Annotated in this window: 12 protein-coding genes and 1 pseudogene; 6 read left to right on the top strand and 7 right to left on the bottom strand. The window is 67.1% G+C overall.

The features are described from left to right. Positions 1-803: HNH endonuclease signature motif containing protein (locus JWQ81_RS39370; RefSeq protein WP_297549928.1), on the top strand; the 803-nt coding region annotated here is incomplete at its 5' end. A 540-nt stretch (positions 804-1,343) separates the two neighbouring features. Here the strand turns inward: JWQ81_RS39370 and JWQ81_RS39365 are convergent. The 3 genes from JWQ81_RS39365 to JWQ81_RS39355 form a co-directional block, all read right to left on the bottom strand. Further along, positions 1,344-2,990 (bottom strand): 3-hydroxyacyl-CoA dehydrogenase NAD-binding domain-containing protein, encoded by a 1,647-nt coding sequence (locus tag JWQ81_RS39365; protein ID WP_297549926.1) that lies wholly within the window; start codon positions 2,988-2,990, stop codon positions 1,344-1,346. Positions 2,991-3,029: 39 nt separating this feature from the next. Then, entirely contained in the window at positions 3,030-4,385 is a 1,356-nt protein-coding gene (gene ccrA / locus JWQ81_RS39360; protein WP_297549925.1) for a crotonyl-CoA carboxylase/reductase, read from the bottom strand. 82 nt (positions 4,386-4,467) lie between these two features. After that, positions 4,468-5,526: a DegT/DnrJ/EryC1/StrS aminotransferase family protein gene (locus JWQ81_RS39355; protein ID WP_297549923.1), complete on the bottom strand. Its 1,059-nt coding sequence runs from the start codon at positions 5,524-5,526 to the stop codon at positions 4,468-4,470. A gap of 270 nt (positions 5,527-5,796) precedes the next feature. On the opposite strand from JWQ81_RS39355, the gene JWQ81_RS39350 reads away from it, so the two are divergent. The 3 genes and pseudogenes from JWQ81_RS39350 to JWQ81_RS45190 form a co-directional block, all read left to right on the top strand. After that, the gene (locus JWQ81_RS39350; RefSeq protein ID WP_297549921.1) at positions 5,797-6,072 is read left to right on the top strand and encodes a GDP-mannose 4,6-dehydratase; all 276 of its coding nucleotides are present in this window, start codon (positions 5,797-5,799) and stop codon (positions 6,070-6,072) included. Between the two features lie 122 nt (positions 6,073-6,194). Then, positions 6,195-9,131, top strand: a complete 2,937-nt coding sequence (locus JWQ81_RS39345; protein ID WP_297549920.1) for a non-ribosomal peptide synthetase — start codon at positions 6,195-6,197, stop codon at positions 9,129-9,131. A gap of 202 nt (positions 9,132-9,333) precedes the next feature. Further along, positions 9,334-9,486: pseudogene (locus JWQ81_RS45190) on the top strand (amino acid--tRNA ligase-related protein); the annotation flags it as partial. A 13-nt stretch (positions 9,487-9,499) separates the two neighbouring features. Here JWQ81_RS45190 and JWQ81_RS39335 read toward each other — a convergent pair. The 3 genes from JWQ81_RS39335 to JWQ81_RS39325 form a co-directional block, all read right to left on the bottom strand. Next, complete coding sequence (locus tag JWQ81_RS39335; protein WP_366942375.1) at positions 9,500-10,249, bottom strand: VOC family protein; 750 nt, start codon at positions 10,247-10,249, stop codon at positions 9,500-9,502. 229 nt (positions 10,250-10,478) lie between these two features. Then, positions 10,479-11,147 carry a membrane protein insertase YidC gene (gene yidC / locus JWQ81_RS39330; RefSeq protein ID WP_297549936.1) on the bottom strand — a complete coding sequence of 223 codons (669 nt, stop codon included), beginning with the start codon at positions 11,145-11,147 and terminating at the stop codon, positions 10,479-10,481. Between the two features lie 77 nt (positions 11,148-11,224). Next, positions 11,225-11,512 carry a DUF6412 domain-containing protein gene (locus JWQ81_RS39325; protein ID WP_297549914.1) on the bottom strand — a complete coding sequence of 96 codons (288 nt, stop codon included), beginning with the start codon at positions 11,510-11,512 and terminating at the stop codon, positions 11,225-11,227. Between the two features lie 584 nt (positions 11,513-12,096). Here JWQ81_RS39325 and JWQ81_RS39320 point away from each other — a divergent pair. Both JWQ81_RS39320 and JWQ81_RS39315 read left to right on the top strand, forming a co-directional pair. Further along, positions 12,097-15,378: a glycoside hydrolase family 3 C-terminal domain-containing protein gene (locus JWQ81_RS39320; RefSeq protein WP_297549912.1), complete on the top strand. Its 3,282-nt coding sequence runs from the start codon at positions 12,097-12,099 to the stop codon at positions 15,376-15,378. Between the two features lie 83 nt (positions 15,379-15,461). After that, a complete protein-coding gene (locus JWQ81_RS39315; RefSeq protein WP_297549910.1) occupies positions 15,462-17,018 on the top strand; it encodes a beta-1,3-glucanase family protein in 1,557 nt (518 codons plus the stop codon). Here the strand turns inward: JWQ81_RS39315 and JWQ81_RS39310 are convergent. Next, a complete protein-coding gene (locus tag JWQ81_RS39310; protein ID WP_297549908.1) occupies positions 17,006-18,013 on the bottom strand; it encodes a LacI family DNA-binding transcriptional regulator in 1,008 nt (335 codons plus the stop codon). The genes JWQ81_RS39315 and JWQ81_RS39310 overlap by 13 nt on opposite strands. Between the last annotated feature and the right edge of the window lie 194 nt (positions 18,014-18,207).

Below are 18,207 nucleotides of genomic sequence, written 5' to 3'. Positions count from 1 at the left end.
TTAACGCGTCCCCGGTCGAAGTGAAGAAGGCCGGCGACCGGCTGTTGGACACGTTGGATCCGGATGGGCCGGAGCCGAAGGATCCGCCGGAGAGACCGGAGCGGGAGTTGTCGTTCCAAGAGCACCGCGACGGCTCCGCGACACTCAAAGGCAAGCTCGACAACCTCGCCTACGCCCAACTCCGCGCCGCCCTCGACCCCCTCGCGAAACCACACTCGACGAAAGAGGAAGGCCGCGACACCCGCAGCCAATGGGAACGCCAAGCCGACGCTCTCGTCGACCTGGTCCGCCTCGCGATGACCGTCGACGAGATCCCGACCCACGGTGGTGACCGGGTCCATGTGGCGGTCACCGTGGACTACGAAACACTCAAGTCCGGCATCGGGACGGCGATGCTCGACTACGGTGGCGTCATCACGGCGGCGGAGGCACGGATGTTGGCGTGCGACTGCAAGGTCATCCCCGCTGTTCTCGGGACCGAGAGTGAACAGATGGATCTAGGTCGGTCCAAGAGAATCATCACCACCGGACAACGACGACGACTCGTCATGCGAGACCGCGGATGCGCCTTTCCCGGTTGCAACAAACACGCAAAACACACCGAGGGTCACCACATTATTTTCTGGATCCTCGGCGGGCCAACAGACCTGGACAACTTGACCCTCCTTTGTGAACGGCACCACCGATTAATTCATTGCGGTGGTTGGGAAGTACGCATGGGTGGTGACGGGAGGCCGGACTTCATCCCGCCCGCTTATCTCGATCCGCTTCGAAGACCGAGGCGAAATACCATGCACGTGTAACAGAAACCCCACCCCAGGGCTCGTGAGTGCCGCGACCGGATCATCCGGCCGCGACACTCACGAGCCCTGACTGCATTCCGGGCACAACAGCAACTCGCCGTCGACTTGCGAAAGCGCCGCAGCACTACTGAATCGGAGCGTGCGCGGCGAGCTTCAGCAGCCTCAGTGCTCACGTCGGCACCTGTGGTACCAAGGCGTGACAGGGGTGGCGCTCGGATCCGTACGGCGTGCCCGTCGTCGGCCCCGGTCCTTGCTTCTGTAGACAGGAGTGCCGCAACTCGCCGCGGAGTTGTGGAACCCGCCACTCCGCGGACGCGCGCCTCCGGCGCCCGGCGGCCCGCCACCGACCTGGCCGCACCGTCACCGGACTGACGGACTCCGTGTCATCCAGTCCTGTCGTCGAGTCCTATCTGGACACCGCCTGCCTACTGCCAGCACTCACCCAAGCTGGATAGCCACGCTATGCGTGCCCATTGACACACTCGCAGATTCGCAGGGCGAGAATCCGAAACTGCGGATATCTTCTCCCTTCACTACATCTCAGCGCCGGGGGTGGGCGTAGAAGCCGGCTCCTGTCTTTCGGCCGAGCCTGCCCAGTTTGATCAGCTGCGTGAGCATCGCGGTAGGTTTCACGTCCGGGTCGTGGTTGACCTCGTGCAGCCGGCGCTGGATCGCTTCGCCGACGTCGAGGCCGATGCTGTCCATCAGGGTGAACGGCCCCACCGGGTAGCCCAGTCCACTCTCGACGGCCGCATCGATCTCCTCGATCGTCGCCACCCCGCTCTCCACGAGCCGCACGGCGTCGTTCAGGTAGGGGAACAGCAGATAGTTCACGATGAACCCGGCGCGGTCCGAACAGTCGACCGGCGTCTTGCCGAGTCGCCTTGCCAGGGCATGCGCGGTGGCAAGGACGTCCTCGCTGACGAACTCGGTGCGGCAGACCTCGACCAGCATCATCGCCGGCGCCGGGTTGAAGAAATGCATCCCGACCACGTCAGCGCGTCGCTCCGTCGCCTCCGCGCAGTCGGTGACCGATAGGCTGGAGGTCGTCGTCGTGAAGATTGTGCCTGGCCGGCACACGCGGTCGAGTTGGGCGAAGACCTCGGCCTTGACCTCGTCGTCCTCGGCGACGGCCTCAACGACGACGTCCCGGTCGGCCAACTCCTCGAAGTCGCAGCTGGGGTGCAGGTTCGTCAGCGCCGCACGCCGTTGGTCCGGGGTGATCTGGCCGCGGCGGACCGCACGCACCATGGAGGCGTCGACCGCCTCGATCGCGGCGTCCGCCTTTTCTTTCGTGCGGGCGACCAGGACGGTGTCCAAACCGCTGATCGAGGTCACTTGGGCGATGCCTCGGGCCATGGTGCCGGATCCGACCAGGCCGATGCCGGTGACCTCCCGAGCTGTCACGTCATGGTCAACGCCAATTCGTTCGGCGGCGGAAGCGACTTCCCCAGACGGGGTGTAGGCATAAATGCCCCGACTGACTTTGGCGCCGAAATGCTGGTCGTCCACCATGCGGCTGAGGAGCCCGGCAGGTGCGTGCGCGGCGCGACCGGTCCGCTGGTGCAGGTCGGTCAGCCCCGTTGCCGCGACGTCCAACCCGATCCGGTCCAGCAACGCGAGCGGTCCCGACGGCAGGCCGCAGCCCAGCCGCATCGCGGTGTCGATGTCCTCACGGGTGGCATAGCCGGCCTCGTACAAGGCGACCGACCGGTTGAGGTAAGCCAACAACAGGTCCCAGGCCAGCCGGTGTGCGTGGCCGAGTTCCCGTTGCCGCAGTGGAAGCCGCGCCAGCAGCGCCTTGGCCGCGTCGGCCGCGTCGGGGTCGGTCATGGTGGTGGTCATCAGTTCGAAGCCGGTGCCCGTGCCCGGCGGGACCAGGAAACGCAGGCCCACCAACCGGGTCGGCCGGCCGGATGCGGCGGCGAGCGAGGCCAGCGAGAGTGTGGCGGTGGTGCTGATCAGAACCGTGTCCGGAGAGCACGAAGCCGCGACGGCACGCAGGACCGAAGCCTTGATCTCCTCATCCTCAGGTACCGCTTCGATGACCAGATCCGCGCCGGCGACCGCGGCGGGATCGGAATCGGCCGCGATCACCGCGATACCGGACTCGGTGAGTAGTTCCACGCAGGCTTGACCGACCGAGCCGAGTCCCACGACACCGACGGTTACATTCTGTTCAGTCACAGCGATTCTCGTTTCCTTCTGGCCACTGAAAGAGCAGCCTCAGCTCTGAAACCTGGTGATGTGCGGCAGAAAACGTTCCCGCAACTCGGGATCGTCGACTCCCAGACCGGTCTGCGGTGCCAGGCACAGGATGCCGACCTTGCCGTTGTGCCGATTGGCGTGCACCTCCCGGACTGCTTGCGCTGTCTCGGCCAACGGGTACACGGCGGACAGCGTCGGGTGGACCATCCCCTTGGCGATCAGCCGGTTGGCCTCCCACGCCTCGCGGTAGTTGGCGAAGTGCGAACCGACGATCCGTTTGAGACGCATCCAGAGGTGCCGGTTGTCGTAGACGTGCTCGTACCCGGAAGTCGAGGCGCAGGTGACGATGGTGCCACCACGGCGCGCCACGTACACGCTGGCGCCGAAAGTCTCCCGCCCAGGGTGTTCGAACACGATGTCGGGATCGTCGCCGCGGGTGAGTTCTCGCACGACGGCACCCAACCGCTTCCACTCCTTGGCGTCCTGGTGGTGTTGGTCGGACCAGAACCGGAATCCCTCGGCGGACCGGTCGATGACCAGTTCCGCGCCCATCGACCGGACCAGGTCCGCCTTCCTCGGGCTGGACACCACACAAACCGGGATGCCGCCGCCGTTGAGCACCAACTGGGTGGCATACGACCCCAGCCCGCCCGCGGCGCCCCAGATCAGCACCACGTCTCCCTGCTTCATGGCAGCGCCGTTGGGCGAGACCAGCTGCCGGTACGCGGTGGAGTTCACCAGCCCTGAACAGGCTGCCTCCTCCCAGGTGAGATGCTTGGGCTTGGGCATGAGCTGGTTGGCCTTGACGAGGGACAGTTGCCCGAGGCCGCCGTAGTTGGTCTCGAACCCCCAAATGCGTTGTTCGGGGTCGAGCATCGTGTCGTTGTGCCCGTCCGGCGAGGTCAGTTCGACGTTGAGGCAATGCGCGACAACGCGGTCGCCTGGCTTGACGTTGCGCACCGCGGCTCCGGTGCGGAGCACGACACCGGCCAGGTCCGATCCGACCACCTGGAAGGGCTGGTCATGCTGCTCCGCGCCGGGCACGGTTTTGGCATAGCGCTGGAGGAACCCGAAGGTCGGCATAGGCTCGAAGATCGAGGTCCAGACCGTGTTGTAGTTGATGCTGCTGGCCAGCACCGCGACCAGGACCTCGTCCGGGCCAGGCTGGGGCGTCGGCACGTCGCGCACATGCAGCGACTTCGCCGGATCCTTGTCCTGGCTGGCCATTCCGGCGAACATTTCCGACTCCGCCTCGAGGACCACGGCGCCGAGATAGCTCGCGGGAACCGGCAGCGAGGCAACCTCGTCGGCGGAGGCATCCGCGGAAAGAATTGTCTCAAGTATCTTTCTCACAGGACTCCTTTGTCGAACCATCACAAAAGCTGTCGGCGTACAGGTACTGCGACGGTAGCGCGGAAACCGTGCGTCTATGCCCCGCTACGGTCCCGCTCACCCCTCAGTCCGCTTTGTAGAATTGCCTGATCTTGGCGATTATCCGGTCCTGGTCGCCTTCGGTGAGGCCGGTGTAGGTCGGCAGATAGAGCCCGTCTGAAGCGAACCGCGTCGCATTGAGCGAAGGCCAGACCGGATCGAGGTACATCGGTTGTCGGCTCATCGGCTGAAAGAACAGCCTGGTCTCGATGCCGTCCACAGCAAGGGATTCGCGAAGATCGTCCCGGCGTTCGGCGCGGATGTCGTACATCCACAGCACGTCACGCGGCGGCAGTTTGGTGAGGCCTTCGATGCCTTCGAGGCCGGCGTCGTAATGCGCCTCGATCCGTTTGCGGATTTCGAGGATCTCATCCAGCTTTTCCAGTTGGGCCAGGGCCACCGCGGCCTGCAGATTGGTCATCCGGAAGTTGTAAGCGAGCTTCTTGTGGATAAAATCGTGTTCTCGGCTGAACGCCATTCCGCGCAGATGCGCCATCTGTTCGGCCAGATGCCGGTCGTTGGTGACGCACACCCCGCCCTCGCCGGCGGAGATGATTTTGTTGGCGAACAAGGAAAAACAGGCGATGTCGGCGACGGGACGCACCCCGTGCGCCTCGGCGGAGTCCTCGATGACGCGCAGATTGTATTCGTAGGCGATCTTCATGATCGCGTCCATCTCGCAGCGCCTACCGTAGATGTGTACCGGCATGATGGCCTTGGTGCGGGCGGTGATCTTGCTTTCGAGTAGTTCGACGTCCATATTGAGATCGTCGGCGCAGTCGATGAAGACCGGGGTCGCGCCGGTGTAGGTTACCGCCCAGGCGGAGGCGATCATGGTGAATTCGGGAACGATCACCTCGTCTCCGGGGCCGATCCCGAGCGCGCGCAGGGCCAGGGTCAGCGCGGTGGTGCCGGACGAACAGGCGACCCCGTGGGCGTACTCGTTGTACTCGGCGAACTGCTCTTCGAACCGGCCGACGAATGGGCCCTGGGAGGAGATCCAGCCGGAGCTGACGGCCTCCGTGAGGTACTCCTGTTCCCGGCCGGTCAGATAGGGCTGTGATACCTGGTATGTGAAAGCCATGGAATCCCTCGCTCAGCGGTTCGGCCATCCGTGCCGGGCAAATCGCCACGAGCGTATGCGCCGGAAACCCGGATATTCACCAGAGTCCGGGGGCGTATGGCCGCAGGTCTCGCGATTTCCTTGAATTCCGCAGGAGTCGTTGACGGGTGCTCCGCGTCCTGCGACCGTCTGTCGCGAGGCGCACTGAAGTGTTGGGTCCGGTGCCCGGTTTTCCGTGCTCCGGCGGGATTTCGTCTCGTCGGCGTGTACGCGGACGCGAGGGGAGAGTTGATGTCGAAGCGCGCGCTGATCACCGGTATCACCGGTCAGCACGGCTCGTACCTGGCCGAGCATTTGCGGTCACTGGTACACCAGGTCTTACGGCTGAGCCGCGGGCAGGCGAATCTCCGGAAGTCACCGATCTCGAGGCTGATGTCCGATCTGTCCTTCGTGGGCGGTTACCTGACGGAGCTGAGCAGCTTGGTGTCCTTTGGCAGGTATGGGGAGTCCGGTCAGGCGTCCCGTGAGTGCGACTACGGTGCCCTCCTACTCACTGCGAGCTGGTGATCAGTCAGATGTCTCACGAACACAGACCGTTCACCAGGGCGGTGGCACCTTTCGAACAATGGTCCCTGGCTTATCCGCGGGAACTGGCACCGGTGCTGAGCGTCTGCGTCGAAGGATTCGGCGTGATCGACCCCAGCCGACTCCGAAAGGCGGTGGCGATCGCGTCGGAGGCGTGCCCCGGCGCCCGGCTTCGTCGTCGCCGCCGATACTGGGTGGACAGTGAAGTAACCCCGTCGGTGCACGTCGTGCGCGGACGGAGCCTCAATCCGTCAGCGCTGCACGAGATTCCCGAGCTGCGGGCGGCATTGCCGGACGCCCTCGGCGCCAACTGCGAGGTTGTGCTGTTCGAAGGCACGAACCCGACGGTGGTGTTCCGCGCTTCGCATAGCGTGATGGATGCACACGGCCTGATGCTGTGGGCGGAGGACGTTTTCCGGGCACAACGTGGCGAAAAGCCCGTCGGTGCCAGATCCGAGGTCACCGTCGTCGATCTCGGCGACCCGCTCTACCTGAGCGCGGCAGACGATAAACGCGAACAGGAACTGCCTGCCCTGCTCGGTGTGCCGGACCGGCCGGTGCCGAACGAATACCTTTGGCGGCGCAGGACGATCGACGGCACCTTCCCCGCGCTGACCGCACAGGTGGCCGCGGCGATCGTCGAGATCGCCGGCGCACCGGTTGTTCCCATCGGCTTTCCAGTGGATCTGCGACCGTTTCACCCCGAGGTCGGCTCCACCTCGAATCTCTCCATCACCATCTCGCTGGACATCGAGGCGGGCTGCAACTGGGAGCGGATCTACGAGCAGCTACTCGGTGTTCTGGCCGAACGCCGCGGCAATGTCCACGCACCAGGGCCAGAGATCCTCCGGGCGCCGCTACCGATTCTGCGCTCGGTGATCCGCGCGAGCGACCGCCGCATCGTCAAGCGGGACCGGATGAACTTTGCCGCGGGGGTCAACAACATCGGCAAGATCGACCCGGCAGCCTTCAGCGCCGATGGGTTCGAGGCAGCCGGTGTGTATCTGCTCAGCCCGCGCGAGCCGGGTGCGGCGGTTGCGCTGGTGCTGACGGAGGGCAAAGGCCGTACCGACATCACACTGTCCTGGTGGGACAGTCCCAGGATGGGGGAGCGGGCCGACCGACTCCTTGACCACATTTGTGACACGCTTGCGGCACCGGAAAATCGTTCGCATAGCTCGATGTCCGCGCCGGAGCCGCCCGAAACCGGATTGCTGAAACCGGACCGCGGTGTGGTCCAACAGTTCCGCGATCAGGCTCGCGCGCATCCCGAGGCGATCGCCATCAGCGGACCCGAAGGCGACATCACCTACGCCGAGCTGGACAAGCGCGCCAGGGTCGTCGCGCGCGAGCTCCGCGCGCGAGGTATCGGCAGGGATATGGTCGTCGGCCTGCTCGCGGACAAGACCGTCGCGGCCGTGGCCGGAGCCTGGGGTGTCCTCATGGCGGGTGCGGCCTATCTCCCGATGGACTCGAAGCATCCCGACGGCCGGGTACGCACTCTGCTCGAGGACGCCCGATCGCCGGTCTGCCTGACCCAGCGTCCCCACGACACGCGGGACTTCCTGCCCGATGGCTGCACCCGGATCGTGCTGGACGATCTGCCTTTCGACGTCGAGCCGCGGGAACTCGACTACCTGCCGTTGCCCGGCGATCTTGCGTACGTGGTCTACACCTCGGGTTCCACCGGGAAGCCCAAAGGTGTCGAAATCGAGCACAGTAGCCTCAGCAACTACGCGAGCTGGGCAACCCGTGAGCACGGGATCGACGCGTCCACCCGGCTGCCGCTGCTCTGCTCACTGTCCTTCGACGTCGCGGAGATCTCGTTGATCCTGCCGCTGCTCGTCGGTGGGACGCTGCTGCTGATGCGAGACGAGATCAGCCATCTGTCCATTCAGGAGGTGCTCGACAACGGCGCCACCATGCTGTCGCTGACACCGTCCCATTTGGACCTCATCACGCGGCTCGAGCTGAAACCGCGCGGGGTCAAGACGTTGATCGTGATCGGCGAGCAGTTCACCCGCTCGGTCGCGGCCCGCGCTCAGGTGATGTTCGGGCCGGAATGCCGGGTCATCAATCTGTACGGTCCCGCCGAAGCCACCATCGGCGTCAGCCATCACTTCTTCACCATCGAACGCGACACCGGGGCGGCCGTGCCGATCGGCGTGCCGCAGGACGGGGTGTCGTTCCACCTGCTTGATCCGGAGCGCCGGTTCGTCGCTCCTGGCGAGCCGGGGGAGCTGTACATCGGCGGGAACCAGCTGGCGCGCGGCTATCGCGGGCGGCCGGATCTCACCAGGGAACGGTTTGTGCGGATGGCCGACGGCAGCCGGGTGTACCGAACCGGCGATATCGCGCGGCGGCTGCCTCCGAGTGGTTCGGCGTCAGGAAGCGGTTCCGTTGAGAGTGGTGGGCCGCGGTCGGGAGCGTTCGAGTTCTGTGGCCGGATCGACGACCAGCTCAAGGTGCACGGTCACCGCATCGAACCGGCGGAGATCGCGCAGACGCTCGAGACGCATCCTGCTGTCGGGAGTGCCGTCGTGGTGGCGCGGAGCCGCAAGGGTCACCGGGACAAGGCGTTGTGCGGGTACATCGTCGCGGTCGAAGATGTCGAAACCGCCGAACTCGAAGCATATCTCGCGGAGCGGCTGCCGGACTATATGGTCCCGGCGGTGATCGTCAAGCTCGACGAGATCCCGCGTTCGGTCAACGGCAAGGTCGCGGCCGGTTCACTGCCGGATCCCTTTGCTGTCGAAGGAGAACAGTCGATCGAGCCCGCGAAGCCCCTTGACGACGTCGAGGCCACTGTCGTGAAGATCTGGTCGCGGGTGCTCGACGTTGACGTCGACACGGTTACGGGCAGCAGCGACTTCCACCGCATGGGCGGGGATTCGCTGTCCTTGATCACCATGGTGGCGGAAGTCGCCCGCCAGGTCGTCGGCCCATCCGGCGAAAAGGCCTTCACCCTCCACATGCCGCAAATCATCCGTCGCGCCACAGTGGAGCATGTGGCTTCGCTGGCTCGCCTGTCGAAAGGATGACCAGCGCGGACCGTGGCCTCGCGAAGCTGGACCTGAACAAGCGGGTCCAGATCGCCCTGGCCGGACCATCCTGAGCGCGGGGAGGAACGGCGGTACGACTCCGCCCCATGCCCCGCCGGTTTGCCCCCGTGACCGGGCTCCCATGAGGTCGCCACCGGTTCGCCGGTGGTGGCGAAAGTGCGGTGGTACCGCGAGTTCCCGCACCGGCTATCCGATGGCGAAGCGGCCGTTCTATACCCAGCCGGATCCCTTGCAGCCAGCCTATTCCCGGAGCTTCGACCTGCTCTTTCGAGGTCTCGAGCTGGTAACTGGCGGGCAGCGGCTGCATCGCCACGCCGACTACGTCGCCGCTCTCCGTCGAGTTGCGGTCAAGGGCGGGTGATGACGGAGAACTCGGTGCCGGCCGGATCGGTGAGTACCGCCGTGCGGCCGTACGGGCTGTCTTCGGGGGCCGCCGCGGTGCCACCGGCCGCGACCGCATTCTTGACCGCGATGTCAGTGTCGGCGACTTCGAACAGTGTTGCCCAGGCCGGCGCGGCGCCGGGGGAGCCGAAGATGCCGCCGATCTCGTAGCCGTCCGGGCGCCGGAGGAAAGTGAAATCGGCACCGGGCAGGTCCTCGTTGCGGTCGAGGGTGTAGCCGAAGACGTCGGCGTAGAAGACGCGTGCGGGTTCGGGGTCGGGGGTGAGGAGGTCGTTCCTGACCAGCGACCCGGGTTCGTTCACCACCTCGGCGCCGACCAGCGCGCGGCCCTGCCACAGTCCGAAGGTCGCGCCGGTTGGGTCTTCGGCGACCGCGACGCGGCCGAGGTCCAGCATCTCGACCGGCGGTTCGAGCACCGTGCCGCCCGAAGCTGCGACGCGCCGGGAAGCGTCGTCGCAATCCTCCGTGGCGAAGTACATCCTCCACCTCGACGCACCGCCGCCCGGCGTGGACGTGTGTCGGAACGCGGCGACCGGTTGGTCGCGCAGCAGGCAGATCGACTGGTCCCCGGTGCTGGTGCGCACGAGCCGGTAGTCCCAGCCGAACATCGCCCGGTAGAACGCCCTGGCCTGGTCCGGTTCCGACACCGCGAGGTCGATCCAGGTCGGGGTGCCCTCCGGCTGGTTGCTGGTCACGTAGCTCAAGTCCGTCTCCTTCGTCGTGGCGCGAGGACGACGACGGTAGCGGCCGGCTACGACAGTTTCGGGCCTACCGTGCGAGCTGGGCGACCCCATGCACTGTCTCTCCGTTGCGGCGAAGCCTTCCTCGGTTTCGGGCTCGCCGAGGCCACCGAGTGCCACAGACGATCCTGACCACGGCCGCACCGTGCAGGCGACGCAAAGTGACCTACCTCTAGACCAGCCGCTAACGGCGCAGGACGGCGCGCTCGACGACGGTCCACGTCGTTGTGGTGAGCAGGTAGAGACCGGCCGCGAGCGGGACGAACGCGGTGGCGAGCACGGTTCCGTAGGGCATCAGCCGGGTCAGCGCCGCGGCCGGCGCGGGCAGGCCCGAACGGTCCATCGTCTTCGCTTGCCAACGCGAGGAGAACCAGGCGACCACGACCAGCGCGGCGGCGAGTCCGAAGAACACCGGGCCGTGGAAGTGGTCGCCGAGACCCGTCCCGAACAGCGTGCCTTCAAGCAGCGAGTTCGGGTGCCCGTCGACGGAACCAGAAGAGAACAGCCGGTACATCACCATGAACACGGGCAGCTGCAGCAGCATCGGCAGGCAGCCGACGAACATCGACGTCCCGGACTCCTCCTGGAGAATGAGCATCTCCTCGCGCAGCCGGGGCGTGTCCTTGCCGTGCTTTTCCCGAAGCCGCTGAATTTTCGGCGCGAGGACGGCTCGCGCCTTCTCGCCGCGGACGGCCGCGCGGCTCAACGGGAGCAGCAGGGCGCGGATGCCCATGGTGAACAGGACGATGGACAACGCGATGCTGAGCTGACCGAGCAAGGGGTGGACGGCGACGGCGAGCCAGACGAACAACTGGTGCGCACCAGCCACGGGCACAGTGAGGAAACCGAACATGAGCAGCACTCCGACCAGGATGAAAAGGGGATTTGGGCAGGCGGAATGGCTACGGAAAGGGGTCGGAAAAAAGACGCCTACGCAGCCGAGCTGCGCAGGCCGGGGGAGCGGGGCCGTCGGCGTCCGCGGGCGTTGGGGTCGCGCAGCCGCACGAACGCGGCGCGCCGGGACCTCTCACGCAGGGCCGACACGCGGCCGGGCACCGGCGAACCGGGGTTCGAGCGGCCGGCGTGGGCGTGGTGGACGACGAGGACCACCAGCAGGGTGCCGGCGACCACGGACAGCACGGTCAGCAGACCGGCGGTGGTGGCCGGCCCGGCGAACAGCAGGGTCGGCAGTGCCGCGAGCAACGACAACGTGTGCACGGCACTCCTCCCCGGAACTCGACGCTCCCGCACAGCGTACCGGCTTCCGCCGCGCTGCGACGACGTCTCCTCGCCCGGCGAGGTTTTCGCGGATCGGCTGAGGCGCCTCCTGAGGCCGGGTGCGGCGACCGAGATGAGTCCCACTGCTCGTGACGGTCGCTGAACCCGCTTTGCCGGGTGAGGGAACGGGGTACGACAAAGCCGGCGAGGTACGCGAGCCAGGCGAACTACCTCGACAACGGAGTCGTGCTGGTGCTGGCGGAGCTGTCCGGAACCGGTCCCGGTACCGGTTCCGAGGGGTGGCGTGATGCAGTTAAGCAGGGTGGGAAAAGAACCGTCAAGGGCCGTTCCGGCATTTCTGTTGTTGGTACAGACCACTTGGCGAACATTCGGAAAATCACCCCGTTGACAGCGGTCGTGACGTCTCCGTAACCTCGGGGCAGAGCGTTCTCATCGCCGTGTGTCCCCCTGCACCGGCGCGTCTCCACCGAGTACACGCGAGCCGTCCAGCTCCCCTCCCCAGTACCGCATCGCCGCTTTCCGTTGGCCTGCGGGCGCTCGCGTGCTCTAGGAGATGACAAGCCGTGCGACTCCCCACGTCCCCCTCCGCGCGCCGGAGATCGGTGGTGTTCAGCCTGGTGCTGGGCGCGCTGACCCTCGCCGCACTGGTCACCGTGCCGGTGCTTTCCGCGCAAGCTGCCCCCGCCCTGCTCTCCCAAGGGCATCCCGCTACGGCTTCCTCGACCGAGTCCACCGCGTTCCCGGCCGCTTCCGCCTTCGACGGCGACCCGGGTACCCGGTGGTCGAGCGCCGCTGCCGACCCCCAGTGGATCCAGGTCGACCTCGGCTCGCAGCAGGCCATCGGACAGGTCGTGCTGAACTGGGAAGCCGCCTACGCCAAGGCGTTCACCCTCTCGACGTCCAACGACGGCACCACCTGGACTCAGCTCTACGCCACCACCACCGGCGCCGGCGGCAACCAGACGCTGCCCGTCACGGGCTCGGGCCGCTATGTCCGGCTCACCGGCACTCAGCGCGCCACGCAGTACGGCTACTCGCTGTGGGAGTTCCAGGTTTACGGCACCGGCGGTGCGCCGGCGTGCGCGGCCAACAACGCCGCCCTCGCCATGCCGGCCACCGCATCGTCTACTCAGGACGCCGGGGCGTTCCCGCCGAGCGCGGCCTTCGACGGCGATCCCGGTACGCGCTGGTCCAGCCTGTCCAGTGATCCGCAGTGGATCCAGGTCGACCTCGGCGGGGTCCACCCGGTCTGCGGCGCGACCCTCACCTGGGAGACCGCCTACGCCAAGGCCTACCAGATCCAGCTGTCCACCAATGGAACGAGCTGGACGACGGCGTACTCGACGACTACCGGCGCGGGCGGGACCGAAAACCCGACCCTGAGCGGCAGCGCCCGCTATGTCCGGCTCACCGGCACCCAGCGCGCGACACAGTACGGCTACTCGTTGTGGGAGTTCGCCGTGCGCACCACCGACGGATCCACACCGCCGAGCAGTCCCACCACTCCGACGGTGCCGCCGGGTACGTGCCCGTGGGTCCACTCGACCGCGCCCGTCGCCGACCGCGTCACCCAGCTGATGGGCCAGATGACGCAGGCGCAGAAGGTGATCGTGCTGCACGGCAACGGCGCGACCGGGCCGTACATCGGCGACACCGACGCCATCCCGGCATTGTGCGTACCCGCGTTGGGCCTGGAGGACGGTCCGGCCGGCGTCGGTGACGGGCTCGACGGTGTCACGCAACTGCCCGACCCGACCTCGGCGGCGGCCACCTGGGACACCAACCTCGTCCAGCAGTACGGCGCCGTGGCAGGCAAGGAATTCGCCGGCAAGGGCGCGTCCGCCGAGCTCGGCCCGACACTGAACATCGTGCGGGATCCCCGCTGGGGCCGCGACTTCGAGACCTACAGCGAGGACCCGTACCTCTCCGGGCAGACCGCCGCGGCCGACATCCGCGGCATCCAGAGCGCCGGGGTGATGGCCACGGCGAAGCACGCGGCCGCCTACAACGTCGAAGGCGGCGCGTCGCGCGGTACCCCGTCGGACAACGTCATCATCGACAACCGGACGCTGCAGGAGATCTACCTGCCCGGCTTCCAGACCGCGGTCTCCCAGGGCGCGGCCGCGTCGGTGATGTGCGCCTACAACGAAATAAACGGCACCCCGGCCTGCCAGAACTCCACGGTGCTCACCGCGGGGATCAAACAGGCCGCCAACTGGGGCGGGTTCACTGTCGCCGACTGGGGCGCCGCCACCGGCGGCGCGCCGCAGCTCGCCAACGGCGGCCTCGACATGGAGATGCCCGGCGGCGCGTTCTTCGGACAGGGCCTGATCGACGCGGTCAACCAGGGCAAGGTCACCCAGGCCAGGGTGGACGACATGGTCCGGCGCGTGCTGACCCAGATGTTCGCCTTCGGGTTCTTCGACAAGGCACCGGCGGGCAACCCGGGTTCGGTGGTCACCAACGCGGCCAACGTCGCGACCGCGAGGACCGTGGCCGAGCAGGGGTCGGTGCTGCTGAAGAACGCCAACAACGCGCTGCCGCTCACGGCGTCCTCGCTGAAGTCCATCGCGCTGCTCGGTGGTGACGCCATCGACGCGCAGGACATCGGCGGTGGCAGCGCGAAGGTCAACCCGTCACCGGCGGCGGTCAACCCGATCAACGGGATCACCGCGCGCGCCGGGACCGGTGTCAGCACGCAGTGGGTCGCCGGGGCGGGGGAGCACGTCACCACGCCCGACATCCCGTCGGCGGTCGCGCTCGCCAAGAAGTCCGACGTCGCGATCGTGTTCGCCAGCTACGGCGAGTCCGAGACCCAGGACCTCGCCACGATCGACCTGCAGAACCAGCAGAATGAACTGATCAGCGCGGTCGCCGCGGCCAACCCGCGCACGATCGTGGTGCTCAACACCGGGTCCGCGGTGACCATGCCGTGGCTGAACAACGTCTCCGCCGTCGTCGAGGGCTGGTATCCGGGGCAGGAGAACGGCAACGCCATCGCGGCGCTGCTCTTCGGCGACGTCAACTTCTCAGGCAAGCTGCCGGTCACCTTCCCGAAGAGCCTCGCCGACGTCCCCGCGAGCACCGTCCAGCAGTTCCCCGGCGCCAACGACCAGATCCAGTACTCGGAGGGGCTCAAGGTCGGCTACCGCTGGTATGACGCGCAGAACATCGCACCGCTGTATCCATTCGGATTCGGCCTGTCCTACACGACGTTCGGCTTCTCCAACCTTCAGGTCGGGGCAATGGGCACGAACGGGACGGCGACGGTCTCGGCGACGGTGACCAACACCGGCAGCCGGGCCGGCGCGGAGGTCCCGCAGCTCTACGTCAACCAGCCCGCGGCCAACGGTGAACCGCCGCACCAGCTCAAGGGCTACCAGAAGGTGACACTCAACCCGGGACAGAGCCAGGCCGTGCAGTTCACCCTCACCGCGCACGACCTGGCCCACTGGTCGACCACCACCAATGCGTGGACGACCAACCCCGGCGCGTACCAGATCCTCGTCGGCAACTCCTCGAGGAACCTGCCGCTGACCGGGACGCTGACGGTGAACACCACGTTCGCCGCCGCGACTCCGGCCGCGACGGTGTCGGTCACCAACCCGAACGGGATGAGCAGCCCGGTCGCGGCCCACGTCGACCTGCCCATCACCGGCTTACCCTCCGCGCCGGACGCGAAGCTGACGTTCACCGCCACGGGGCTCCCCGCCGGCCTGGCCATCAGCTCGGCCGGCGTCATCTCCGGCACCGCGACGGCGAAGGGCACCACGACCGTCACGGTCACCGCGTCCGATGGGAGGGGCGCACCGGCCAGCGCGAGCTTCGTCTGGACCACCACCTGAGCCGAAGGGGGCGTTCCCCGGACCCCGATCCCGGGGAACGCCCCCTTCACCCGTCCCGAGTCCCCTGCAAGGTAAGGAAAGTCATGCCGACACGAAGGAACGTCCTGCGCTGGGCGGCCACCGCGGCCGCCACCGCCCCGCTACTCGCCCTCGCGAGCCGGACGGCGGCGTCGGCCGCGACGCGGCTGCCGATCACCGTCGTCAACAACACCGGCCTCTACCCGAACTCGGCGATCTGGATGTACGTCGTCGGCACCAACCTCAGCACGGGCCAGCAGTCCTACGTGCGAGCCGACGGCACCTTGATCCCCGCGGATCCCTCGCTGAACGGAGCCGACGGCTACGCCGACCTGTCGATCCCGTTCCAGTCGAACCTGTCCCTGCCCAACATGTCCGGCCGGATCTACTTCTCCATCAACCAGAAGCTGAAGTTCCGCGTGGTCACCGATGGCAACGGGCGCGCGGCGTTCCAGTACCCGGCCGGCTGGGTGTCGAGCGACCCGAGCTTCTCGGTCCTGCACGACTGCATGGAGTTCACCTTCGGTGACGGCGGGATGTTCTGCAACACCACCATGGTCGACATGTTCAGCGTGCCGATGGCCATCCAGCTCTCGGGCGCGTCGAACCAGACCATCGGCACGCTCAAGCCCGGCGGCCGCGACGCGATCTTCGCCGGCATCGCCGCGCTGCCCGACTTCAAGTCGCTGATCCAGGGCAACAACGTGCGCGTCGTCGCGCCCGGGCACGGCATCGAGGGCGGCATCTTCTCGTCCACCTACTACTCCTCCTACGTCAACGACGTCTGGAACACCTACACCGGTCAGGACCTACGGGTGAAGATCAACACCACCACGTACACCGGACGCGTGTCGGGTGGGCTGCTCCGGTTCGATGGCGGAGTCGCGGCGTTCGCGAAACCCACCACCTCGGACGTCTTCTACTGCAACGGCGCGCTCGGGGCACCGAACGACGGCCTCACCGGACCCGTCGCGGCCCAGCTCGGCGCCGCATTCAACCGCTCCACCCTGCGGACCCATCCCGACCAGCCGGTCACCGACCCCTCGGCGTTCTACCAGGAGACGATCTCCAACCACTATTCGCAGGTGATCCACCAGAACATGGTCGACGGCAAGGCATACGGCTTCCCGTTCGACGACGTCGGCAACTTCGCCTCCTACATCCAGGACAACGCGCCCACCGCCATGACACTCACGCTGACCCCGTTCGGCTCCGGCGGCACCACACCGGCGGCAGGGCTGCTGTCGCAGGGACATACCGCAACGGCGTCCTCAGCGGAGAACACCACCTTCCCGGCGTCCAACGCCTTTGACGGCAACGCAAGCACGCGATGGTCGTCGCTGTTCGCCGACCCGCAGTGGCTGCAGGTGGACCTCGGCGCGTCCCATTCGGTCAACCGCGTACGCCTGAGCTGGGAAGCCGCCTACGCCAAGGCATACCAGATCCAGACCTCGACCAACGGCAGCACCTGGACGACGGTGTACTCGACGACCGCGGGTGCCGGTGGGGTGGAGGACCGGACGTTCACCGCTTCGACCGCGCGGTACGTCCGGGTGCTGGGTACGCAGCGCGCGACCCAGTACGGCTATTCGCTGTGGTCGATGGAGGTCTACGGCAGCTGAGCCGGCGCCGACTCGCGAACCACCAGCGTTGTCGGCACGATCCGCGGCTCACTGAGCAGTTCGGTGCCGCCGAGATGGGACAGCAGCATGCCCGCGGCTGTTTCGCCCATCTCGCGGGCCGGCTGCCGCACGGTGGTCAGCGCGGGCTGGGTGTGCGCGGCGATCGCGATGTCGTCGAAACCGATCACCGACACCTCGTCGGGCACCGGCCGGTTCGCCGCGCGCAGCCCGCCGAGCACGCCCGACGCCATGAAATCGTTGTGCGCGAACACCGCGTCGTAACCGAGCCCGGTGGCGTCGAGTTCGGCGATGGCTTGGAAACCGCTTTCCGGGGTGAAGTCGCCCTCGACGACGAGCCGTTCGTCGAGGGGATGACCGGCCTCGGCGAGGGTTTCGGCGAACCCGTCGAGCCGGTTGCGTGTGCACTCGAATGACGGCGGCCCGGTGACCACAGCCATCCTCGTGCGGCCGCTGCCGAGGAGATGCCGCGCGGCGGACGCGGCGCCGCCGTGGTTGGTGGTGGTCACCGATGGGAACTCCGGGTGGCGCCCGCGGTCGTCGATCATCACCACCGGCAGCCCGCCGCGGTGCAGTTCGGTGATGTAGCTCAGCGTGTCCGGCGGTTCGACCAGCAGCAGCGCGTCGAACGCGTTGGACGACACGTGCCGCGAGAACTGGGCCAGCGAGTCGGAACCGCGGTTCATCGTATTGATGAGCAGTCCGTACCCGGCCGCTTCGAGGACGTCCGCGACGCCCTGGAGGACCTCCGAGATCCACGGCCACGTCAGCCCGGGTACCAGCATGCCCACCGTCCGGGTGGTGCCGCGGGCCAGGCCAACGGCACCGGCGCTCGGGATGTAGCCCGTCGCGGCGATGACTTCGCGGACCCGGATCGCGGTCGACGCGTCGACGTCGGACTTGTCGTTGAGCACCCGCGAGACCGTCGCCTTGCTGACGCGGGCACGGCGGGCGACTTCGGCAATAGTTACACGCATGTATTCGCCCCTCGGTATGGCTGGACGCCTCGAGTGGCGTGCTCTTCCCCCGGTACTCGTTACAGCCAGTCAACCCGGCCCGATCAGGGCGGTCAAGGAACTTGATCGGTACATGCGCGATCGTTCTTCGGCGTGCCGGTGGGCGGGACGACTCCTCGGGTGCGGGGCGGCGCGGGGCGGGTCCGGTGCCGTTG

Source organism: Amycolatopsis sp. (assembly GCF_025464955.1).
Classification (GTDB): Bacteria; Actinomycetota; Actinomycetes; order Mycobacteriales; family Pseudonocardiaceae; genus Amycolatopsis.
The sequence above is the reverse complement of the archived record's forward strand: the minus strand, read 5'-3'. Positions and strand labels throughout refer to the sequence as shown.